Raw genomic sequence first — 23,151 nt, 5'->3', positions numbered from 1 at the left:
CACCTCGAAGCGCGCGCGATCATGGCTTCAGGTTTCCCTTCACCCAGGCGAGCGCGGCATCGAACGGCGCGTCCTTGCCTTGCAAGAGCGACGACTGGGTGTGCTCCACCACGACGTCCGGTGAAACCCCGTGGCCAATCAGCGCGCTGCCATCGTCGAGGTACATGTCACCACTGGCGAGCTGGAAATCGAAGCGCGACCAGTAGCCGAACTGATAAAACGACGAGAACGCCCCGGCCGTCTGGTGCGGACCGAAGATCTTCACCTTCGGCGCGCCCTTCATGCCCAGTGGAAGCCAATCCGAGGCCGACCCATCGCGGTGGATGATCAGCGCAACCGGCAGCGTCAGATCCGCGTCCACGCTGCCCACCTGGAAGCTCCCCTGTCCGAGCGAAATGAGCTTTTTTACCCACTCCACGGCCAGAGCAGCCGCATCCGGTCCGGTGTCGCCGGCGACGAGCGGGAAGACCGGCCCGACCCCTGCCAAGGCCGGCGGTCGCACGAGCGCGGTGATGGCCTCGGGCGCATCGATGGTCCCGCCGTTGCCGGCGCGATGATCGAGGATCACTCCGCGCGCGTTCTGTTTGAAGAACGTATTCGCGTCCAGGAACGACTGCGTCAGCCCGCCTGGCCCTCCGTACAGAGTGTCGAAGGTCATGCCGAAGATCTTGTCAGCCGGAGCACTCTCGAGCACCGCCTCGCGCCAGGGCTGAAACGGCACCCAGTGAAAGCTGCTGATCTGACCCGGGAACTGCTCGGGCGGGTTGGCCAGGTGATAACTGGGTCGGTTGTCGCAGCCGGGGGCCTGCACGTCCGTCTCGATGGCCTCGATGCTCAGCGTCTCGACGACGTTCTGGCACGTCGTCGACTGCGGATCGCAGCGGATCACGCTGAAGCTCTGGGCAAAGCGCGGGATCAGATCCCGCATCGACTCGACCAACTCCGCGTCGACTCCGGGATCGGTAGCCACGTGCCCCCCGAAGCCAGTCCCGACGAGCCCCGCGACCCAGTCGATGGGATGTTTGCCGTCGATCGCCACGAGCCGATCGCCGGGCACGAGACCCAGTGTGCCCTTGGGCCCGACGTGGGACACGAGCACGTCACTGCGCCCGGCCTGGCTCGGCCAGACCGCCTGGGTGAGATCGGCGTGACCCTCGATGAAACACAGGCCGAGGCGGCGCGAGCTGCCTTGCCCTTCGATGGCCGTCGTGGCGGACGTATGCCAGTCGTGGAGCTTCTGCACACTTCGGCCGAACGCACTCCAGTACTGCCATGCGGACTCGGCCGCGGTCATCTTGCTCATCTCGGCGAGGGCCGCCGGCATGTACGCCTTGCGACTGAAGCGACCGCCATAAAAGTGCTGCACTCGCGACGCGAGGTAGGCCGCGACACTCTGCCGGTGCTCCGGCGGCGGCAGCGGTGGCACGTAGCGCGCACCCTGACGACAACGCTCGCCGACACACACCGCCTCCGGCCCGCAAATCGGATCACTCACCCCGAGACAGACGCCGCCGGCAGAGTAGGCTCCGTCGGCCCTCGCCTCGAGTGCGTCCACGTCCACGTTCGAACCCTCGACCCTCAAGAACGCCCGCACCAGATCACGACCGGTCACACTCACCGAGTTGGACGCGAGCTCGACCCAACCATCGCTCGTGACCCGGCCGGTGGGAAACATCCACCCGGCCTCGGTACCGCGCTTCGGATCGTCGTGTTCGAAGACCATACGCACGTGCCCGCGGCCATGCCGCAGCCAGACACGAAACACGTAGGACCGATTCAGCTTCGGCAGCGGCAACTCGAGCTCGAAGGCGTTCTGGCCGGTGCTCACCCGCACGAAGCGCTCGCCATCGAGGGCGAGCTCGTCGGCTGCGAGCTTCGACTCCCAGGCGCAGTCCTTCTCACACACGAGGCCCTTCGGCGTAGCGACCTCGAACGACTCCGTCGCGACCGCAGCCGCATCGAAGTGATGGCGCCCCTCCGCATCGAAGCTGCCCGCGCGCGCGACCCCTGCCTGAGCGAGCACGAACAGCAACGGCGCGAGCTCGAGCCTCATCGAGCCCTCTGCATCCAGGCCTCGAACGCGACGCGCACCGGCGTGGGCGCCGCCGGCGCCGGGCGCAAGCGTTCCCGTAGCCGAGCCCGCGTCCGACCCAGCTCTGCGCGCGCGCTGGCGGACGGCGCGGAGCCCTTGTTTGCCAGCGAGCCCGACACGCCACGCACCACGGCGTCGTCCACCAGCGCCTCACCCTCGTCGAAGCGGCTCTCCACGTACAGACACGTGGCCCGCTCTCGCGGCCCGCCGACCGCTTCGAGATGACACCATCCGCTCGCATCGGGCAGGCCGTCCGCGTCCGCCAGCTCCACGTCGGCGTCGACGTCGTAGTCACACGAGATCAGCGTTGCTCCGACCTCCGAGCACGCGCCCCCGGGAGGTTTGACCCAGACACTCGCGGCCACACTCTGACCGGCGGCGGGTGCGACCCCGACCGCCGCGATGCGCTGGCTCTGGGTCATGAAGCCGCACTTGAGCCCGCTGCGGCAGGCGCTGTCGGGTCGGATCTGATCGAACGCGCTGTACGTCACCACGATCGTGGCGTTCACCCAGCCGTACTGCTGCGCGAACGCGCTGGACCACTCGAAGTCCCCGTCCCAGAGCAGGTTGTCGGTCACCGCCACGTTGCCAAATGGATTTCGGGTGCTGACGCTACGCTTCGCTTTCGTCGGCAATGACGCATCCAGCACCGGAGCCGGGAGTGGGGCCGTCGCTCCGGCGTCCGGCGCGGCGACGCTCGGGTTCGCGGGCGTCAGCGACTCGTCGGCGCCACACGCCGCCGGCAGCGCCCAAGCGAGCGCGAGCAGCATGGCGTACTGGCGCCTCACGGTTTGAGCCCCTTCCTCACCCAGGCCAGCGCCGCGTCGTAGACACTGTCCTTGCCCGCGAGCAGATCGGACTGCAGCGGCAGGACCACCACGTCGGGCACCACACCGTGACCGTTCAACATCTGCCCATCGAAGTGCACGGTGTCCCCGATCGCGATCGAGTAACCAATGCCGAACCAGTAGCCGAAGCTGAACAGAGTCGAGAATGCGCCGGCCGTCTCGAATGGGCCGAACACCTTGGCGTTGGGCGCGCCCTTCATGCCGAGCGGTAACCAGTCACTCGCCGAGCCGTCGAGGTGAACGAGCAGCGCCACCGGGAGCGCCAGATCCGGGTTCGAGCTGCCTGCGATCTCGACGTTTCCCGCCGCGGCGAGCTGATCGAACAGGAGCTTGCCCTTAGCCAGGCTGAGCGGCGCTTGATCCGCGCGATTTCGCAGCTGGAATGCGTCCAGCGCGGTCGGCTCTCGCACCAGGTCCCAGAAGATCCCGGAGCCCGCGGTGGTGCCCCCGAAACCCGTCCGATGATCGAGGATCACACCCCGGGCCTGAGCGCGAAAATCCGCGACAGCCGCCTCCAGGAGCGGCCCGACACTGCTGCCGCCACCGACGTTGAGCGTGCTCCACTGCAGACCGTAGATGCGCTCGGTCGCGTCGCTCTCCTTGACGATGCCACTCACGATGCCGCCCTGCGGGTGGCCGTCGCCGCCGGGCACGTGGTTCAGGGGCCGATTGTCGCAGCTGGCCCCGCCGCCAGTTCCGGGTGGCGAGGCAGCAATTGACGAGATCGAGATCGTCTCGACGTTCGCGGCGCAGGTTTTGGTCGCCGCGTCACAGCGCAGCACGCTGATCTGATCGGCGAAGGCGGAGATCAGTCGATTCAGCCGCGCCACGACCTCGGCATGCGTGTTGTGATTCGAGGCGCTCTCGTAGCCGAAGTCGACGCTGATCAACGAACGAGCCCACTCGATGGGGTGCTTGCCGTCGACGGCAATCAGGCGGTCGCCCGGGCCAAGGCCGAACGAGTTCGTCTTGCCGACGTGGGAGACCAGCACGTCCAGATAACCCGGGGTCGACGCGAAACCGGCGGACACATCCGCCTTGCCCTCGATGAAACAGATCCCGATCGGGCGCGGGCTCTGCACACTGAAACCAGCCGAGTCACTGCCGCGGGTGTGCCAGTCGTGCAGCCGATGGATGGCAACACGGAACGCCCTCCAGAACGACCAGGCGTCCGCCGCGCTCTTCATCGACGCGATCTCGAGGCGGGCGTTGGGCAGATCCAGCTTGCGATTCTCGAATGGCCCGTAGAGCAGGGCAAAGCGTTGATCGAGATAGTCCACCAGGTCATCCCGGTAGGCCGGCGGCGGCAGCGGGGGCACCCGAGCCGCGAAATCGCGACAGCGTCCCCACATGCAGACTTGTGACGGTGCGCAGGCGGCCTTGTCGTCCGCGCCCGAGCAGTCGTGAGCCGGGACGGCGGATCCGGCCGCCACCAATTCGACGGCGTCGATCTGCGCGCCCGCCGGCGAGAACACTCCAAGCGCCAGGCCCGTAACGCGCCCGACGTCGATGCTCATGGCAGTCAGCTCGAGCTCGTACCAACCGTCGCTGGTCACCCGACCGGTCGGATAGAACGCGCCGAAATCGTCCACCCGTCCGCCGAACTGGGTCTCGAGCGACGCCACCACCTCGCCCCGTGCCCAGAGTCGCGCGCGCACGGTCTGTGTCTTCGACGGCAGTGGGATCGGAACGTCGATGCCCTTGAGGCTCGCAAGCTCGAGCACACGCGTGCCGTGCAGTGGGTTCGGGTCATCCGTGCCAGCCGGCCCCGCGTCCGCGCCGGCCTCGACGCCGGCGTCCGGCGCGTCCTCGAAGCTGTTGGTGTAGAGCGCCGCCGAATCGAACGAAAACTCCCCGTTCGCGTCGAAGCCCGCAGCTCGCGCCAGGCTCGGTGAGAGCAGAACGCTCGCGGAAACGCTCAGCAGCGTGAAGGGCAAGACGACGCGGGGAGCGCGCACGAGGGCTCGCTCGTATCACGGACATGCAGCGAGGACCAGCGCACCCAGCCGCGTGGTGATATGTTCGCGAACATGTCCGAAAGCGGCGGGGCACGTCCGAAGCTCTATAGCGTGGCCATCGAGACCACCGCGTACTGCAATCAGAAGTGCGACTACTGCTACAACGAGTGGCGCGAGGACGGCGGCGCGTCGCTCGACAAGGGCGACCGCGACAAGCTGCTCTTGCGCGTCCAGCGTCTGCTCGAAGCCTTCGAAATCGATCACGTCACCGTGACCGGCGGTGAGCCGTTCTCCTACTCCCGTGTGTTCGAGCTGTTCGACCTGCTGCGCGAACACGGCGTGGGCGTGCAGATCATCTCGAACGGCGGGCTCATCACCCAGGCGCTGGCCGAGCGCCTGGCGCCCTATCGCCTGCGCTACGTGCAGATCACGCTCAACGGCCCCGACGAGGCGCTGCACGCGGCGCACGTTGGTGCCGGTCACTTCGAGCGGACGCTCGCCGGGATCCGGGCCCTCGGCGCCGCCAAGGTCCCAGTGGTCGGCTGCGTCGTCGTCACCAAGAAGAACGCACCCCACCTCGGTGAGACGCTGGAGCTCTTCCGTTCCCTCGGAGTCCGCCAGATTTCCCTGAGCCGGTTCAGCCCGGCCGGGTACGCCGCCCGGCACGCGGCTCAGCTGCTGCCCTCGCGCAGCGACCTGATCACCGCCTTCGGCCAGGCTGCACCCTTCGGTCGCGACCACGGCATGACCCTGATCTGCACGATGCCGGTGCCACCCTGCGCCGTCGAGGTCGAGCAGTTCGCCCCGATCCAGTTCGGCACCTGCGCCATCGGCACGAGCATGCAAGAGATCGCGCTCGGCCCCGACGGGCGCCTCAAGAACTGCACGCTGCACCGCACTGCGCTCGGCGGCGTCGCCGACATCCTCGATCCCAGCGTCGACGTCGCAAGCCTCATCACCTCACCCGAGGTCGTCGAGTACAAGCGCGAAACACCCGAGTTTTGCCACGGTTGTTTGCACGAGCACAGCTGCGGCGGCGGCTGCGGCGCGGCCGCCGAGTGGGTGATGGGTCACGCCCGACGCTTCGTGGATCCGTTCGTCTCGCAGCACGTCGATGACGATCTGGCTGCGCGCCTCGAGAAGCAGCGCCGCGACGGCAAGACTCACCTCGAGCTGATCCTCTGAGCTCGAAGGCCATGACCAGGCCCGACCGCCCGCGCGTGCTCCTGCTGTGGCCCGGTGGCCTGTTCGGTGGCGGCGCCAATTTCGGCGTACCGCAGCTGTTGATGATCGCCTCGGCGATCCGCCAGCGAGCCGACGTCGAGGTCGACGTGGTCGACCTCGACATGGAACGAGGCCTCGGCCGGGTCGACCTCGCCCGCGTGGTGCAGGGCGGCTACGACCTGGTCGGCATCAGCTGTTATTCGTCCTACGACTACCTCAAGGTGATGGCGATCGCCGCGCGCCTGCGCGAGCTTCTGCCGAAGGCTTGGCTCGTCACCGGCGGGTATCACGCGAGCGCGCGCCCACAAGAGTTCACGGGGGACGACTCGGTGTTCGACTTCGTGGTGGTCGGCGACGGCGAGCTTCCCCTCGCCCGCCTGGCCGAGGCGCTCGTCACCGGCAAGCGCCCGCTGATGCGCGTGCTCGGGCCGGACGCCGTTCCCGCGCCGAAGGACCTGATGCCCTACGACTGGTCGCTGCTCGAGCGCTACCGACCCGTCGCGCGCAAGCTGGCGTCCCAGGCCGAGATCTACCTGTCCCGCGGCTGCCCGTACGACTGCGCGTTCTGCATGGAGCGCGCAAAGCGGGATGTGAGCTGGCGCGCCCTCGAGCCCCTGGGCGCCGTGGAAGAGCTGCATCGGCTCGACAGTTTCCTCGATCTCCGGAGCTGGACGCTGTTCATCGCCGATGCGCTGTTCGGCATGAAACGCGGCTGGCGCCGTGAGTTCTTGGAGGAGCTTGCCCGCCGGCCGATCCGCGCGAAGAAGAGCTGGCTCCTGATCCGCATCGACCTGGTCGAAAAGGAAGACTTCGCGCTGATGGCCCGCGCCAACGTCAGCCCCGGATTTGGCCTCGAGTCCGGCGATCCCGCGCAGCTCAGGCGGATCCGCAAGGCCGGCAAGCTCGAGGGTTACCTCGACAAGATGCTGACGATCGCCGAGTGGGCGCGCGAGTACGAGGTCCCCTTCGGGGCCAATATCATCGTGGGCCACCCCGGCGAGACCGAGGCCAGCCTGCGCACCACCGCTAAGTACATGCACAAACTCTTCGTCGCACACCCGCGCGGCACGCATGGATTCTTGTCGGTGGATCCGTTCCGGCTTTACCCGGGTTCACCCATCGACGAAGAGCGCGAAGTGTGGGAGCGCGACACGGGCATGCGAGTGCATCGCTACCCGTGGTGGCAGGACGGGGACCAAGACTTCTTGGCGGAGTGGATCGACCCGAGTGGTGATTTGGATTTCCGAACAGCCAACAGCCTGCGCTTCGAGCTCTTCGGCCCAATTGTCAGCGCAATCCGCGAGCGTTTTGCGTACACCGGTCCTGCGCGCGACTACTACCTGCGCGCGGTGAACGAGCAGATCCAGCTGCTCGCGCCCCGCCCACGCCTCCGCACCCTGGGCCTGCACCAGCTCTGGCGCGGGCTCTCGGGACAGGTCGCACCCGAGGGGCGACGCGCCGAGCTCTTGGCAGACCGGGAGCTCGAAGACGTGGCGCGACTCGCGCGCGAAACTACCCTCGACGAGCGGCAGCTGAACGCGACGGATCTCGTGGGCCAGGCCCTGCTCCGCGTGCCGCGTGAACGCTTCGTGCCCACCGAGAGCATCGCCGAGTCGGCACACGACCGCGCGCTCGCCTTGAGCGAAGACGGCGGCTCCACCATCTCGGCGCTGCACGCCTACGCCCTGGCGTATCGCGCGCTCGGGCTCGAGCCGGGCGCACACTTCGTGGATCTAGGAGGTGGAACCGGCTACGGCGCCGCGCTCGCCGCCGAGATCGTGGGAGCGGAAGGCAGTGTGCTCAGCCTCGAGCTCGATCCGGCGATGGCCGCCCTCGCGCGGGAAAACCTGGCGCAGTATCCCCAGGCCCGGCTGCTCGAGAACGACGCGCACTCGGTCGAGCTCTGGCGTGGGTCGGCGCGAGTGTACGCGGGCTTCGCCGTCGCCGACATTCCAACGAGCTGGCTCGACGCGCTGCCGGTCGGCGGTGTGCTCGTTGCCCCCGTCGGAGATGCAACCCAGCAGGTCATGACGCGCATCGAGCGTCGCGCCGAAGGATTCGCTCGTCAATCGCTCGGCCCCGTGCGTTACGTTCCGGACCGCACGCAGACACGCGGCGCTGCACCCGAGTCTTCAACGGTCGAGCAGTAGTCTTCGCACCACGACGGCCTGTTCGTCCGGCAACGCCTCGAGCCGAGCAGCGGGCGCGTTTGGACCGAAGTGCGCGAGCCAGGTCGCGTGCTCGCGTTCGAGTTGCGCACGCTCGGCACGCAGGTTCATCAGCACGACGGCCATGTGCTCCACGCGTCGTTCCGCGGCGACCGCCGCACGCCCGACCTCTCGCACCGTCGCTTCGTGAGCCGCTTGCCACGCAACGTGTTCGGTGCTGGGTCCGTGCTCGCGGTGTGGGGCCCCGATCCAGATCTGCGCGCCCCGCACGCGCCCGCGCAAGCGAAGCGGGCGCACGACGGCGACCCCTGAGCTCGCGAGCTCGGGCGCCGCAGCCGTCACCCGTTCGAGCTCGACTTCGAGCGCCGACCAGTCGACCTCCTCCCGCGGCAGAGCCTCGAAGTAGGGGCGCTCGATCTCGGCGGCCAGACGCAGGAGCTCCACCCCCGGACCGCACCGGGCGAGGGGCTCGAGCAGCTCCGGCGCGTCGACCTGGTCCGCGGTAAGCGATCCGAGCTCCCCCGGCAGGCTCGAGGAGGCCCGGCGCACGTCCTCGAACAGCCAGGCCAAAAGCTGGGCGGATGCGAGCTCCGAGTGCCCAGGAAGCAACCGCCCCAGCGCGAGAGCATCCTCGGCGAGCGTGCGATTCGCGGCATCGCCCAGCCGGACCGCACAGTAGCGGATCCAGGCGGGGTCGTAGACAGACGCCGGTAGAGCCGCCGTTTCGGCGACGTGGCAGAGCACATGAAACACCAGCTCCGGGTAGGTCTTGAGGCTTCGGTCGACGCGCATCGGCTGCCTTCGCTACCACGACCCCGACTTGCGGCCCGTTCGCCGCCCGGCGGGGCGCCACGGCAACGGGGGAGGCTAGCGATGTGGGGTTGGGTCGCTTATACTGTGCCGCGGCGGGTCGCCCCCGTCTGAAACGAGCGGAGCAAGATGATCGCGATTACATCGACGGCAGCAGAAAAGGTGAAGGAAATCGCCGACGCAGAGGGCCTCGCGGGCCAGGGCCTCAGACTTCGCGTGATTGGTGGCGGCTGTGCGGGGTTCCAGTATGACCTCTACTTCGAGGACAAACCCACGGACATGGACGAGCAGTTCGAGTCCAACGGCGTGCTCTTGTTCGTCGACCCCCTGAGCTATCAATACTTGGATGGGACCGAGATCGACTACGTCGACGGCGTGCACGGGGCGGGCTTCAAGTTCGGAAACCCGAACGTGACCGGCTCGTGTGGCTGCGGGTCTTCGTTCAGCGCCTAGTTTCGCGGCGCTTCGGGGCCCCCCCGCCGGGTCGACTGTCCTAGCGGCGTCCAACCGGCTTCAACTCGACGCCTGGCTCTTTAGCCGGGCGTCTGCGTTTTGTGCTCCTGAATCCGAGCGAGCAACCCGAGGCCCAACTCCCCCGTAGTTCCGAGCAGCCACGGGGAATTACCGCCCGAGCCCCGGGTTGACAAAAAGTTACGTAAGGTGATGTTGTGGCAGCCCGGCAGCGACTCCGACCCGAAGGGAGCGCGCCGCACTGGGCTTGGACAGCGAGTAGACGAAGCCGACCCCCGGAGAAACATGGCACGCGAATCTGACCCCTCACTTTCCCGCTATATCTCGCAGGTTCACCAGTATCCGAAGCTGACCCGCGAGGAGGAGCTCGTGCTCACGCTGCGCTGGGCCAAGACCGCCGACGAACGGGCGGCGGATCAGCTGATCCGGGCGCATTTGCGCTACGTGGTGGCCATCGCCCTCAAGTATCGCCGCTACGGGGTGCCGCTCTCGGAGCTGATCGCCGAGGGCAACTTCGGCATCGTGCACGCCCTGAAGAAGTTCGAGCCGAAACGGGGAAACCGCTTCGTGACCTATGCGGCCTACTGGATCCGAGCCTACGTGCTCGGTTACGTGATCCGCTCCTGGAGCCTGGTCGGCGTCGGCTCGGGCGCGCTGCGCTCGAAGCTCTTTTTCAAGCTGCGACGCGAGCGCACCCGCGTGATGAACTTGATCGGCGACGAGGAGAAGACGGACGAGATCTTGGCGGTGAAGTTCGGCGTCACACCAACTCAGATCTCGTCGATGGTGCGACGGCTCGACACCCGTGATCTGTCCCTGGACGGTAAGGTCTTCGACGACTCCGCCACCAGCCTGGTGGACACCCTCGTCTCTCCGAGCACCGACCAAGAGACATCACTCTCCTTCGACGAGTCACGTGACGAGGTGAAGGTCGCCGTGCGTCGTGCGGTTCAAGATCTTGACGTGCGCGAGCGGTACATCGTCGAGAAGCGGATGATGGCGGACGCCGAAGACGAGCTCTCTCTGGCCGAGATTGGTCGCCGCCTCGGGGTCTCTCGCGAGCGCGCTCGTCAGCTCGAAGAGCGGGCCAAGCGCAAGCTGCGCCACCGAATCGCAGAGATCTCGAAGGAGACGGGCTCGCGGCTCGATCTCGAACACGCCGCCTGAACGCGAGGGCCCCCACACGCGCGGCTACAGTGTTATGCTGCGCGGGTCAGAGTGGACCTGACGATCGCCCGGGCCTTCTGGTCCGGGAGGAAAGTCCGGGCTCCGTAGGGCAGGATGCCGGGTAACGCCCGGTGAGGGTGATCTCGAGGAAAGTGCCACAGAAAATCAGACCGCCCGGGGATCCCCGGGTAAGGGTGAAAAGGTGGGGTAAGAGCCCACCGCGCGGCCGGTAACGGTCGTGGCAAGGCAAACCCCATCCGGAGCAAGGCCACGTACAGGGGCGACTGAGGGCTGCCCGCCCGAGCCCCGGGGTAGGCCGCACGAGGCTCGCGGCGACGCGGGTCCCAGAGGAATGATCGTCACGCCGATCGGGGGCAACTCCGCCGGCACACAGAACCCGGCTTATGGGCCACTCTGACCGCGCCATCGGGCAACCGCTGGCGCGTTTTTCATTGTGACGCAAAGACGAACGGCACGTTGACGGTCGTCGAACCGCTCGAGGCCGGGAACTGCCAGGACTTGACCCGCGCCGCGATGCAGCCAGCGAGTCCCGGGTAACCCTTGGGGTCACCGCTCGTCGAGACGCTCTGAACACTCCCGCTCGGCGACACGACGATCGCCACGTTGACCCGTGCGGATGTCGGCGCGTCTTTGCTGCGTGCGTCCAGCGCCGGCTGCCAGCAGCTGCGCTTCACGCTGCCGGTGTACTTGCCCACGGTCTTTTGAATTTCTCCCGAGTCGAGCGGCTGTCCACTGCTGCCGCCTGCGGTCGTCCCCGACCCCGGTCCGCTCGAAGGCCCGCTGCCCTGAAGACCCTGGAGTCCAGACAGCCCCGTGAGGGGCTTTTCCTCGCCCTTGTCGCCGGGAGTCTTCCCGGCCGCGGCCACGGCGCCGCCGGTGCGGATGGTCTTGCCACCGCCCGCATCGACTTCGACGGCGACCTCGCCGATCTCGGCAGGCCCCCCGGTGTTCGCGCCAACCGGTGCCTCGCCAGCCTTGGCCGGGACCTCGACGTACTTCACGATCGGCTCCGGCGGTTTGCGGCTGAACATCACGAACCCGATCGTCAGGCCCAGCATCAGGGCGATCCCGACGGCGATCCAGGCGAAGGCAGAGGAGCTGCGCCGGGGGACTCCGAGGACCACGTCTTCGGAGTCGACGCGGGGTGCCTCGACGGGCAACACCGCGCCGCCCGGGCCAAACGGCGATGCCGCGGGCACCTGCAGACCGAAGCCTGCGACCTGCTCCGGCACAGGCTGCGAGGGACGCAGCATTTCTTGGAACGGATCCTGGGCAACGACCGGCGTTCCGCCGGGCAAAGCGAAGGGATCATACACCTCCGGGCGTGGGGCCGATGGCGGTGCGGGATGCGGCGACACGGCGGGGCTGAGTGGTGTCAGCGACGCACGGGCGCTCGAGAAACCCTCTTCGACGATGGCAACGAGCTCTGGGAAATTGGACAGCGGCAGCCACTGCTCGAAGCCCTCTCTCCAGACCAGCGATTCGTTCGAAATCGATCCCGACGCTGCTTTCGAGCGCAGCTCGCTCAGGCGGATCGGACCCACCGGAACCCCGTTGATGCCGACGTACCACTCGTCGGTTGCAGCGAGCGATGCCGCCAACGTGCTCGATTCGGGACCAGCGACGCTCTCGCTGAAGGCCGAGGACAACGCGCCGAGCCCCGCGATGACGGTCCGCTCATCTTCGTCGCGGTGCACGGGCGGCGCTTCCACACGAAACGCGTGACGCGCACCCGCCCCATTGCCGTTCTTGGGTGAGTGCGGAAGAGGAGCGTGACCGTAACTTCCGGTCGTCTCCATGCCAGCTCCGCCCGACGCGCCCCGCGGGGGTGCCACCGGTCCAGCGCCAGGCCGCGGCCTCGGCGGCGGTCGCGCCGGCGGCGATGGTTGGGATGAGCGGGCGCCGGGCTCGTTCCAACCGGCAGCCGGCGCGTGCGATGGAGCCGCGGACTCGGGCTCGTCGTCCGCGGGCGGCGCCATGCTCGAGTCTTTGCGCGACACCGAGCCCTCGGTCACCGCCTTCCCGATGCTGATCAAGTACCCGCACTTGCGGCACTTCATCCGGACCGACCGACCGGCGACCTTCTCGTCGGCGATTTGGTACTTCGCCTTGCAGGACGGGCAGAGGAATTTCATTGGGGGGCCGGCGACGGGCCTCAGGTGGTGGACAGGATAGCGCGGGGCTCCTTGCGGCGCGAAAGCTCTTTCACAACAGGTTCAGGATGTTCTGCTTGATGCTGGTCCGCGTCGGCTCGTCCGGCGCGAGCTTCAGCGCCCGCTCCCACATTTCAGCAGCTTTGTTCCGAAAACCGGCCTTCTGGTAGAGGATGGCCAGATTCTTGACGGCCGGGAAATGGCGGTCGTTGATGTCCACCGCGGTCTCGAGCTCGCTGATCGCCTCGTAAACCTGGCCCTGTTTTCCGTACAGGAGGCCCAGGTGGAGGTGGAGGCGGTAGGCCAGCGGGTCGATGGCCAGGCCCTGCTGGAGGTGCGCAATGGCCACCTCCACCTGCCCGGCCTGATAGGCCTTAACCCCCGCCTCCAGGCAGGCCTCAGCCTCCTCACTGCTCTGAGCGCGGGCCTCCGACCTCGGCGCAGTCTGCTGTTGAGAGAGGGCCACCTCGACGCCGCGGAGGACGTCGGCAATCCGGAATGGCTTCTCCAGATAGAAGTCGACGCCGCAGCTCTGCTTCAGATCCTCGGCATACCGCCAGCCGCGATAGACGGCGCTGATCATGATGATCGGGATGTGACCGTAACGCGCGCTGCCCTTGATGCGCCGAGCAATGTCGAACCCGTGCACCTCCGGCAGCATGGCATCCAAGATGATCAGGTCCGGGGTCTGCTCCTTGACCAGGTGCAATGCCGCGAGCCCACGATCCGCCTCGAGCACGCGGTAGCCGTGACTCGTCAGCAGGCGCTTGAGCATCTTTCGGATGTCGTCCTCGTCGTCGACGACGAGCACCGTCTTGGCGCCCGCCGGCGTCTGGCCGGGCGCCGAATCGGGAATGGCCTCGGGCAACATCGCGACGACGCTCAGCTCCCTCGAGGTCTCCCCGAAGTGGTCGTCCTCCACCTCCCGCGACTGGGAGACGCGGCCGATCTGGTCGTCGACCACCACGCCCGGCGCCGTCAGCGGCGAAAACGTCTCGTCTGGCGGCGGAATGCTGGCAGCGCTCGGCGGGATGCTGCCCGCCTGCTCGACGCTCTCGAGTCCGTACTTCTTCAGCACCTCGGGCGGACAGCGCGGACCAATGTAGTACGCCTCCCCGCGCGCCTTACGCGTGTACGCCTCCTGGATCACCTTCGTCAGTGAGGTCTCGAGGGCGACGTACGGGTAGGCCTTCTTCCCGGTCACGAACTCGAGCTCGTCGAGCACCGTGCGCTCCCGCGGATTGGCCATGGCGATGAACAAGCGATCTTCTCGGACCAGCACCGGCAAGATCAGATGTTTCTCGGCGATCTCCCGCGGCAAGAGCTCGAGATCCTCGAGTCGCAGGCAGAGCTGGGCCAGGTCGATACCTGGGATCCCGTGTTGTTCGCTCAACGCCTTGAGCGCTGCGACATCGGTGATGGTCCCGGACTCGATGAGCCGCGACGCGAGCCGGCCTCCGCCCTCGGACAACGCCCGCTCGAGCTGTTCCGGCGTCAGCGCGCGCTGCTGAAGAAGGATCCTCCCGATCTGCTTTTTGCCCTGGCTCATCGGTGACCCGCCATTTTATGCCAGCTCCCGCCCGCTAGCGACAAAACGTGAAGTTCTGGAAACCGAAGTCCGACGCGACTAGCCTCAACGAGGCATGATCGAACGAAGGTGGCCGCAAAGTCGGTCCCAGTCAGCATCGGGGTAATCGGCAGTGGCAGCGGGCAGCTCACGGGGATCGGAGCCGGAGGCGGCGTCAGCGGCGGCGGGTAAACCCGGCGCCCGGCTGAGCGCCGGGGCAGAGGAACGCCCCGGGAAGATCTTGGTGGTCGACGACCAGCGCAACATGCGCACCACCCTGGCGATGATGCTGCGGGGAGGCGGCTACGAGGTCGACGAGGCGAGCGACGGCGCACAGGGTCGCGAGCTCGGGTCGACCGGAGCCTACGACGTCGTCATCACCGATCTGCGCATGGGTGAGTTCGACGGCATCGACGTGCTCAGGACGATCAAAGAGTCACAGCCGATGACGGAGGTCATCGTGATGACCGCCTACGGCACCATCGAGAGCGCCGTCGAGGCCATGCGGCTGGGCGCCTTCGACTACATTCAGAAGCCCTTCGGCGAGCAAGAGCTGATCGTCAAGGTGTCGAAGGCCCTCGAGAGCCGGCGCCTGCATGGGCAGGTTCAGCTGTTCGCGCAGGAGTTCAAGGAGCGCTACCACTTCGAGAACATCATCGGGCGCTCACAATCCATTCGCGACGTCATGACCCGCGTGACGAAGATCGCACCCACCGATGCCATCGTACTCATCACGGGCGAGAGCGGGACCGGCAAGGAGCTGGTGGCCCGCGCGGTCCACGCCAACAGCAAGCGCGCCGACCGCCCCTTCGTCACGGTCAACTGCGCTGCCATCACGGAGACCCTGCTCGAGAGCGAGCTGTTCGGGCACGCCCGCGGTGCGTTCACGGGCGCCGCTCACGCCCGCAAGGGTTTGTTCGAGGAAGCGGACGGAGGCACGTTCTTCTTCGACGAGATCGCCGAGACCACGCTGGCTTTCCAGGCCAAGCTGCTGCGCGCGCTGCAAGAGGGTGAGATCCGCAGAATCGGCGAAAACCGGCCGATTGCGGTCGATCTTCGCGTGCTCGCCGCGACCAACATCGACCTGTCCGAGGCCGTCGAGGAGCGCCGCTTTCGTCAGGACCTCTACTACCGCTTGAACGTCGCACGCTTCCACCTGCCGCCGTTGCGCGACCGCCGAGAAGACGTGCCGCTCCTGTTCCAGTTTTTCCTGGAGAAGTACACGCGCAAGATGAACAAGCGGGCCTTGCTCGGTGAAGGCGTGATGGAGCAGCTCGTTCAATACGACTACCCGGGCAACGTGCGCGAGCTCGAAAACATGGTGGAGCAAGCCGTCGCGCTGGCCTCGAACGGCGTCATCACGTCCGACGACATCTTGCCGCAGTCGCCCAAGAAGCAAGCCCGGGCCACCGGCGAGACGCTGTCTGACATCGTGGACGAGGCCGAACGCCAGGCAGTGCTCGGGGCGCTCCGGGGGTCCGACGGCAGCCGAGAGCGCGCAGCGGTCGCGCTCGACATCAGTCCGACGACGTTGTGGCGCAAGATGACCCGGCTCGGCATCACCTACGACGCGAAGTGAACCCGATGCGGGCCCACGCCGCCTGGCTCACGCCGTGCTGACCAGCCCACGAGATTGAGTCGACCGTGCGCACGCAGCTCCTGGACTACGACCTGCCCCCCGAGCTCATCGCGGTGTACCCACCCAAAGAGCGCGACGCGGCGCGCCTGCTCTGCCTCGAGGGCCCTCGGCTCGAGCACCGGCTGCTGACCGACCTCCCGGAGCTCGTTCCGGAGGGCGCGCTCCTGGTGCTGAACGACACCCGGGTCTTCCGGGCGCGTCTGGTGGGCCAGCGCCCGGGCGGCGGACACGCGGAGCTGCTCCTACTGCGTCGCCGCGGCCCCGCCGGGTCGGCGGAGACCTGGACGGCCCTCGGCCGACCTGCCAAGCGCTTCAAGCTCGAGAGCCACCTCAATTTCGGCGAGCTCACGGCCCGGGTCGCGGCCCGCCTGCCCGAGGGTGAGCTCGAGGTCCAGCTCGAAGCGGCGGGGCCGATCGCCGACGCCATCGAACGGGTGGGCCGGGTCCCGATCCCACCCTACCTCCGGAGGGAGGACGAGCCAGCGGATGCCGAGCGCTACCAGACCTTGTTCGCTCGGAGCACGGGCTCGGTGGCCGCCCCCACGGCGGGCCTCCACCTGACCCAAGCGCTGTTCGAGCGACTGGAACGACGAGGCGTCGAGCTCGCGCACGTCACGCTGCACGTCGGTCCTGGCACCTTCAAACCCGTGAGCAGCGATGATCTCGATGAGCACCCGATGCACTCCGAGGCGATCTCGGTCGGCGAGGACCTGGTCGAGGCCGTCGCCGGCGCGCGCCTCCGCGGCGCGCCGATCGTTGCTGTGGGCACCACCGTCGTGCGCGCGCTCGAGAGCGCCAGAGACGCGGCTCACCCTGGCCACGTCCGCGCGTTCCAGGGTGACACCCGCCTGCTCATCCAGCCCGGCTACCGCTTTGGTGTCGTCGACGCGCTGTTGACCAATTTCCACATGCCGAAGAGCACCCTCTTGGCGTTGGTGGCGGCCTTTGCTGGGCTCGAACCGACCCTGGCGGCGTATCGCGCCGCGGTCTCGCAAAAATACCGGTTCCTGTCCTACGGTGACGCCATGTGGATCCCGATCCGACGACCCGAGCCGCGGCCAGCATGAGCTCACCGATCCGCTTCTCGCTCGCTGGGACCGATGGCCACGCACGGGCCGGAACGCTCGCAACGGCGCACGGTGACGTCCCCACACCCGCGTTCATGCCGGTCGGGACCCAGGCCAGCGTGAAGGCGCTGTCACCGGACGAAGTCGCCGACACCGGCGCGCGCATGCTGATCATGAACACGTACCACCTGTGGCTGCGGCCCGGCCCCGAGGTGGTGGCCGCGCACGGAGGTTTGCATGGGTTTTCGCGCTGGCCGCACGCCATTGCCACCGACTCGGGAGGTTTCCAGGCGTTCTCCCTGGCGTCGCGCTGCAAGCTGAGCGAAGAGGGCTTCGAGTTTTCGTCGCACCTCGACGGCGACCGCAAGCTCTTGTCGCCGGAAGAGAGCATGCGCGTTCAAGCGCTGCTCGGCTCGGACATCGCCATGCAGCTCGACGTCTGCCCACCGGGCGGGTCGCCCCGTGCCACCCTGCTCGAAGCGGTCGAGCGCACCACGCGCTGGGCGAAACGCTGCCTGGCGACCCGAGCGCCGGCACAAGCGCTGTTTGGCATCGTGCAGGGCGGCACGGAAGTCGAGCTGCGTTTGTCCCACGCGCGCCAGCTCTCCGAGCTGCCACTCGACGGCATCGCGCTCGGCGGGTTCAGCGTCGGCGAGCCACCCGCGGACATGCACCGCACACTCGAACAGATCGGCCCGCAGCTGGATCCGCAACGTCCCCACTACCTGATGGGTGTCGGCACTCCCATCGACCTCTTGATCGCCATCGGGTCCGGCGTCGACATCTTCGATTGTGTGATGCCGACCCGCAACGGCCGCAACGGCCAGGCCTTCGTGCAGGATGGCAGGATCGTGATCAAACAGGCCAAGTACCGCTCGGACACTCGCCCGTTGCAGGAGGACTGCCCGTGTCCTGCATGCCGCGGTGGCTTCAGTCGCGCGTACCTGAGACACCTGTATCTGGCCCGAGAAATCCTGGTTCATCGCTTGCTTTCGCTGCACAACATCTGTTTCTACGAGACCCTCGTCGCCGACGCGCGGCGGGCGATCTTGGAGCGGCGCTTTGCCCAGTTCGCCGCCGACACACGCGCGCGGCTCGAGCCCCGCTTGGTGGTCGGGCCGGCTGAGCGCTGAGAAGGCACGCTTGTCCGATCACTTGAGGGCGAACGCGTGGCGGCCGCGGCGGCAGGCGCAAATTCGCAACGGCGATTGATGTGATGCCCCCGCCTCGTCCGTCCTCGGCCGCTGCGCGGCCTGCGGGCGGCCGTTCCCCCCCTTGCGTCGGTCCTCGGCCGCCACGCGGCCTGCGGGTCGCCGCGGGGGGGAACCCGGCGCCCGGCAGCCGTGAGGGCGAGGGCGAGGGCGAGGGCGAGGGCGAGGGCGAGGGCGAGGGCGAGGGCGAGGGCGAGGGCGAGGGCGAGGGCGAGGGCGAGGGCGAGGGCGAGGGCGAGGGCGAGGGGAACAGCTCGCTCGGCTTTCTCATTCTCTCGCCGTGCTCGCGCGCATCAAGGCCAAGCCGCGGCTGCGCCGCGGTCGCGCGCTCTCGCGCGCGAGCCTTGACCCGCGCTGTGCGCGGCGAGGCTGCCTTGGCCGTCGGCTGCGCCGACAAGGAGAAGAACCATGTTGCGTATCTATCCGCTCATTCTCGATGTCCTCCGCGAGCTCCGCGCACTCATCGCAAAGCTCGAACGTCGCGATCCCGATCTCACCCGTCAGCTGCGGCGCTGTGCCACCAGCATTGCGCTCAACGTCGGTGAAGGCATGGGGTCGCGCGGCAAGCTCCGACAGGTGCGCTATCACACCGCTCTCGGCTCAGCGCGAGAGACTCTCGCGTGCCTCGAGGTCGCTTGCGCTCTCGGTTACATCGCAGCGCTCGACCCCGCTCTCATCGCCAAGCTCAATCGCATTATCGGTACTCTCGTCCGCCTGGTCGGCGCCTGAGCGCTCCGCCCGGCGCCGCGCTCGTCCCGGCGCCGGGCTGTTTCATCGAATGTCTGACGCTGCATTCGCGTCAGATCGAGCGCACAGCGGGCGATTGTGAATGGGCTTCGCCCGCGTCGTGCTCACCACGAAGGAGCTCACATGGCACAATCCGCACGCACCAAACTCAGAATCATGGGCATGCTGGTCAAACGGATCGGCGACAATCGCCTCGACGAGGTCACCGACTCGCGTGACCCACGCGGGCGCCGCTGGGAGCTCGAGACGCTGCTCACGGGCGCGTTGCCAGAGCTTGAGGCAGGTCGAGCAACTGACCGAGGAATTGACCCCGGCAGTCCGCGCGAAGCAGCGCACGGCGCCCGCACCGGCTCCCGCCGCTTCCCGCCTAGAACACCGATCAGCTTGCGCTGCTCGTGTTCTAGGACACTTACGTTGGGGCTGCGCCCCAAACCCCCGGCCTTCGGCCGTGCGCGCTCCGCGCGCGAGCGCCGAACACATTGCAAGTCGCTGAAAACAAACGACGTTCAACCTGTTCGGCGCTCTAGCCGTAGCCCAGGCCCTCGCGCCGACTCGGTCTTTGACACATCCCGCCACGGCCTTACCCGGCCGGCCACCGCTCCCGCTGTGGCTCTGGCCGGGGCGCGCCGCGCGCGGCTCGAGCCCGCTTGCGGCGGCCCGCGTGAGCAGTGAAGATCGCCCCATGAGACGCTTCGCTGTCCCGCTCTTGGCGTTGACCTCGCAGTTTGCCACCGCCTGTGCAGGCGACGACTCGGCGACCGACACCCAGCTGGCGGTGCCGGACGACGGGTTGCCCGCCACCTGTCACCCCTTCCGCGCCAGCGGCGCCTGCAGCACCCCCTATCCGTCCGATGTCTGGTCAGTCGAAGACACGGAGACCGAGACTGGAAGGCGCCAAGCGCTGCCGGTGGACCTGGTGCCACCTGCGGCAAAGTCGAAGACCCCCTTCGAGCCCGCACGCTGGAATCGTCGCGACGGATTTTCACCCGCCACCCCCATCGTCGCGTATTTTCCCGAGCGGCTCGACGCGGCGTCGCTGCCATCCCAGTCCATGTACGATCAGAGCACGGCGCCAACGAGCGCCACACTGATCGTCGATCTCGAGACGGGCGAGTTCGTCCCGCACATGAGCGAGCTCGATCTCTCCGCCGACATCGCTGACACCGATCGCCAGCCGCTGATCATCCGACCGGCGCGGCACCTGCGCCCCAACCGACACTACGCCGTCGCGATCACCAGGTCGCTGCGGACGCTGGCGGGTGGCGAGCCCGAGACCCCGGTGGGGTTCAAGAGCGCGCTCCGCGGAGCCAAGAGCGCTGACCCCCTGGCGCGTCGCGCGCTCGATGCACTGCCGACGGTCTTGACGGCGCTCGAGGCGAAGGGCGTCAAGAAGAGCGACCTGCTGCTGGCCTGGGACTTTCACACCGCCAGCCTCAACCAGGGCATCAAGACGGTGCTCCAGCTGCGCGACCAGGCCCTCGCAAAGGTGGGCGACGCAGGGCTTGGTTTCAAGATTGACAGCGTCGAGGCAGATCCCAACGCGGAAATTCACGCGCGAGTGCGCGGCACCTTCAAGGCACCGAGCTGTTTGTCCAACGACGACCGCTCCGTGGCCGAGACGGAGCTGGTGTTCGACGCTGCGGGCAAACCAGTGATCCAGCGCGACACGGACTATCCCTTCGAGCTCGTGATCCCGAAGAGCGCCGTGGACAAAGGCCCCTACCCGCTCCTGGTGTACGGACACGGCCTGCTCGGCTCCGCCGGCGAGGTCTCGGGCAGCCACGTGCGCGGGCTGTGCAATGACAAGGGCTACGTCTGCGTGGCGACGGACTGGTTGGGGTTGAGCGAGAAAGAAGAAGCGGGCATTGGCCAGAGCGCCGCCGCGGTCAAGGGCATCGAAGACGTCAACCGCATTTACTGGGTCACCGACCGCCTGCAACAAGCGCTGGTGAACTTCATGGTGCTGACGCGGGTCGCCCCGCTGATTGCCGCAGACGCGCAGGTGTTGCTCCCGAACGGCAAAAGCGCGATCGCCGCCGGCACCAAGCCCGTCTACTACGGCATCTCGCAGGGCGGCATCATGGGTTCGAGTCTGCTTGCGTACTCACCCGACATCGAGCGCGGAGTCACACAGGTCGGCGGCACCGCCTACTCCGTGATGATTCAGCGCAGCGTGAACTGGAACCAGTTTCTGCCAGCCATTCGCAACGCCTATCCCGATCGGATCACCCAACAGGTCTTGATGGCGGTCTGGCAACCCCTGTTCGACGACTCCGAGGGGTCCGGCACCGCCTGGGCACAGGGCGTGAACCCCGGGCTGCCCGGCACCCCCGAAAAACACATGCTGATGCAGATCGCCGTGGGCGACTCCCAGGTGGCGAACCTCGCCGCCGAGATCCAGGCGCGCACCCTGGAGTTGCCGCTGCTTTCCCCGAGCTCGAAGTCCGTCTGGGGCCTGAGCGAGAGCAGCGGCGGAGTCGACAACGCGATCGCGTTCTGGGACCTGGTTCGCGAGCCACCGCCGGAAACCAACGCCACTCCGACGACCGACAACAAGGTACACGGTGACATTCGCAAGCACCCGCTCAACCAGGAACAAACGGACGTGTTCTTGAAGACCGGCAAGGCCACGAATCCCTGCGGGGGGCCGTGTTCGTTTCCCGGATTCGTGCCTTGAAGTCCCTTGGAAAACCCCGGCTAGAGCGCCGAACAGGTTGAACGTCGTTTGTTTTCAGCGACTTGCAAGGTGTTCGGCGCTCGCGCGCGGAGCGCGCACGGCCGAAGGCCGGGGGTTTGGGGCGCAGGCCCAACGTAAAGGTCCTAGAACACGAGCAGCGCAAGCTGATCGGTGTTCTAGCGGAGCTCACAGGAAGCACTGCTCGTGCTTGGGATGAGTCGCGAGTTTCTGGCAGATCGCGCTTCGCGGTTGACCTCGAAGAAACCCCTTCGCTGCGCTGATTTCGCCGAGCGCAACCGCACGAGTCTAGGCCAGGTGCTGATCGCTCAGAACTGGCCGACACCAAAAATCGCACCGCCGCCCGGTAGCGGAGTCACGCCAACGTTGGGCAGACGTGCGCGAGGGGCGCTCTTTTCCGCCGGGACCTTGCGCCCCAGATCGGTGATGAGCAGGTACGTTCCGACCGCGGCAGAGACCCCCGCAACGCCGATGGCAATGTTCGTGTAGAGCTTGTTCGAGTTGAAGCGGTCGTACTGTTCGCGCGTGGGTTTGTCGTCGAACTTCTTCTCTGCGTCGTTGACCTGCAGACCAAAGTACACCGCACCCCCGGCCGCCACGGCAGTGAGCCCGAGCAGGATCAAGGTCGGAGCGCGAACGCCTCCGGATTTCGTCGGGCCGGGATCCCGCGTGGGTTGCTCGTCGGGGTCGGCGTCGGGTTTGCCCGGCTCCGCGCTGGGGTCATCGTCCGCGCCGGGCTTGAGCGTCGCGAGTGCCACCGTGCGCGACGCACCCGCGGCCAGATCGACCTTCCGCTCCTTGGCGCCGTCCACGTCGAGCAACGTCACGACGTGTTCGCCCGGCGTCACGTAGACACGGTCGCCCCCCACGAACTCCTCCTGGTCCACCCGGGCGCGCTGACTGCTCTCGCCGTCCAGCTCGATGATCGCCAGCTTCGGCGTGAGCTTGGTCAGACGCTCCGTCGCGTCCGCACGGTCCTGCTCACCCGACTGCTCGAGCTTGAGCACGCGCTGAAAGATCCGGGCGGCCAGGGCGAGGTCGCCAGATTTCTCCCAGGCATCACCGGCGTTGATCAGCGCGAAGGGGTGCGGTTTGAGGCGAAACGCCTCCTCGAAGGCCTTCGCCGCCTCGGTGAACCGCCCGGCCTGGAACGCCTTCTGCCCCGCGTTGAAAAAGCGCCGCGCCTCGTCCTTGCCACCCTTCTGGCCCAACGCCGGTGACGCGACCGTGAAGGCCAGACAGAGCGCGAGCGCGAAGCGATGGGGATGCGTCACCTGGGCGTGGTCTCCGATGACTCGATGCTATCATGATGG

The 23,151-nt window shown here is 67.4% G+C and carries 16 protein-coding genes and 1 other RNA gene; 10 read left to right on the top strand and 7 right to left on the bottom strand.

Annotated elements, in window-relative coordinates; translation table 11 throughout:
• Window positions 1-19: 19 nt before the first annotated feature.
• The 3 genes from IPI67_41485 to IPI67_41475 are packed head-to-tail and all read right to left on the bottom strand — an operon-like array spanning window position 20 to window position 4,898.
• Window positions 20-2,053, bottom strand: coding sequence for a hypothetical protein (locus IPI67_41485; GenBank protein ID MBK7586647.1), 2,034 nt, complete (start codon window positions 2,051-2,053; stop codon window positions 20-22).
• Window positions 2,050-2,880 carry a hypothetical protein gene (locus tag IPI67_41480; protein ID MBK7586646.1) on the bottom strand — a complete coding sequence of 277 codons (831 nt, stop codon included), beginning with the start codon at window positions 2,878-2,880 and terminating at the stop codon, window positions 2,050-2,052. Before IPI67_41480 ends, IPI67_41485 begins: the two co-directional genes overlap by 4 nt.
• Window positions 2,877-4,898 carry a hypothetical protein gene (locus IPI67_41475; protein ID MBK7586645.1) on the bottom strand — a complete coding sequence of 674 codons (2,022 nt, stop codon included), beginning with the start codon at window positions 4,896-4,898 and terminating at the stop codon, window positions 2,877-2,879. Before IPI67_41475 ends, IPI67_41480 begins: the two co-directional genes overlap by 4 nt.
• 72 nt (window positions 4,899-4,970) lie before the next feature.
• On the opposite strand from IPI67_41475, the gene IPI67_41470 reads away from it, so the two are divergent.
• Together IPI67_41470 and IPI67_41465 are read left to right on the top strand one after the other, a co-directional pair.
• Window positions 4,971-6,083: a radical SAM protein gene (locus IPI67_41470; protein MBK7586644.1), complete on the top strand. Its 1,113-nt coding sequence runs from the start codon at window positions 4,971-4,973 to the stop codon at window positions 6,081-6,083.
• An 11-nt stretch (window positions 6,084-6,094) separates the two neighbouring features.
• Window positions 6,095-8,272: a cobalamin-dependent protein gene (locus IPI67_41465; protein MBK7586643.1), complete on the top strand. Its 2,178-nt coding sequence runs from the start codon at window positions 6,095-6,097 to the stop codon at window positions 8,270-8,272.
• Here the strand turns inward: IPI67_41465 and IPI67_41460 are convergent.
• Window positions 8,255-9,082, bottom strand: a complete 828-nt coding sequence (locus tag IPI67_41460) for a hypothetical protein (GenBank protein ID MBK7586642.1) — start codon at window positions 9,080-9,082, stop codon at window positions 8,255-8,257. The genes IPI67_41465 and IPI67_41460 overlap by 18 nt on opposite strands.
• 147 nt (window positions 9,083-9,229) lie before the next feature.
• Here IPI67_41460 and erpA point away from each other — a divergent pair, with 147 nt between their 5' ends.
• The 3 genes from erpA to rnpB all read left to right on the top strand — a co-directional run bounded on the left by erpA (window position 9,230) and on the right by rnpB (window position 11,158).
• Window positions 9,230-9,553, top strand: coding sequence for an iron-sulfur cluster insertion protein ErpA (gene erpA, locus IPI67_41455; protein ID MBK7586641.1), 324 nt, complete (start codon window positions 9,230-9,232; stop codon window positions 9,551-9,553).
• Window positions 9,554-9,856: 303 nt separating this feature from the next.
• Window positions 9,857-10,738, top strand: coding sequence for an RNA polymerase factor sigma-32 (locus IPI67_41450; GenBank protein ID MBK7586640.1), 882 nt, complete (start codon window positions 9,857-9,859; stop codon window positions 10,736-10,738).
• A 48-nt stretch (window positions 10,739-10,786) separates the two neighbouring features.
• Window positions 10,787-11,158: RNase P RNA component class A (gene rnpB / locus IPI67_41445), an RNA gene on the top strand.
• A 29-nt stretch (window positions 11,159-11,187) separates the two neighbouring features.
• Here rnpB and IPI67_41440 read toward each other — a convergent pair.
• A complete protein-coding gene (locus IPI67_41440; protein MBK7586639.1) occupies window positions 11,188-12,894 on the bottom strand; it encodes a zinc-ribbon domain-containing protein in 1,707 nt (568 codons plus the stop codon).
• Window positions 12,895-12,964: 70 nt separating this feature from the next.
• Window positions 12,965-14,461: a response regulator gene (locus IPI67_41435; GenBank protein MBK7586638.1), complete on the bottom strand. Its 1,497-nt coding sequence runs from the start codon at window positions 14,459-14,461 to the stop codon at window positions 12,965-12,967.
• Between the two features lie 283 nt (window positions 14,462-14,744).
• Here IPI67_41435 and IPI67_41430 point away from each other — a divergent pair, with 283 nt between their 5' ends.
• The 5 genes from IPI67_41430 (at window position 14,745) to IPI67_41410 (ending at window position 21,820) form a co-directional block, all read left to right on the top strand.
• Window positions 14,745-16,058, top strand: coding sequence for a sigma-54-dependent Fis family transcriptional regulator (locus IPI67_41430; protein MBK7586637.1), 1,314 nt, complete (start codon window positions 14,745-14,747; stop codon window positions 16,056-16,058).
• A gap of 65 nt (window positions 16,059-16,123) precedes the next feature.
• Complete coding sequence (queA, locus tag IPI67_41425; GenBank protein MBK7586636.1) at window positions 16,124-17,185, top strand: tRNA preQ1(34) S-adenosylmethionine ribosyltransferase-isomerase QueA; 1,062 nt, start codon at window positions 16,124-16,126, stop codon at window positions 17,183-17,185.
• Complete coding sequence (tgt, locus tag IPI67_41420) at window positions 17,182-18,318, top strand: tRNA guanosine(34) transglycosylase Tgt (GenBank protein ID MBK7586635.1); 1,137 nt, start codon at window positions 17,182-17,184, stop codon at window positions 18,316-18,318. Before queA ends, tgt begins: the two co-directional genes overlap by 4 nt.
• Window positions 18,319-18,804: 486 nt before the next feature.
• Complete coding sequence (locus tag IPI67_41415) at window positions 18,805-19,125, top strand: four helix bundle protein (GenBank protein MBK7586634.1); 321 nt, start codon at window positions 18,805-18,807, stop codon at window positions 19,123-19,125.
• A gap of 700 nt (window positions 19,126-19,825) precedes the next feature.
• Window positions 19,826-21,820, top strand: a complete 1,995-nt coding sequence (locus IPI67_41410; protein ID MBK7586633.1) for a hypothetical protein — start codon at window positions 19,826-19,828, stop codon at window positions 21,818-21,820.
• Window positions 21,821-22,146: 326 nt separating this feature from the next.
• Here the strand turns inward: IPI67_41410 and IPI67_41405 are convergent, their stop codons facing one another.
• Window positions 22,147-23,112, bottom strand: coding sequence for a hypothetical protein (locus IPI67_41405; GenBank protein ID MBK7586632.1), 966 nt, complete (start codon window positions 23,110-23,112; stop codon window positions 22,147-22,149).
• Window positions 23,113-23,151: the final 39 nt, after the last annotated feature.

The organism is Myxococcales bacterium, from assembly GCA_016706225.1.
In the GTDB taxonomy this organism is placed as follows: domain Bacteria; phylum Myxococcota_A; class Polyangia; order Polyangiales; family Polyangiaceae; genus JADJKB01.
Note: the sequence above shows the minus strand (reverse complement) of the source record. Positions and strands in the feature narration are given on the sequence as shown.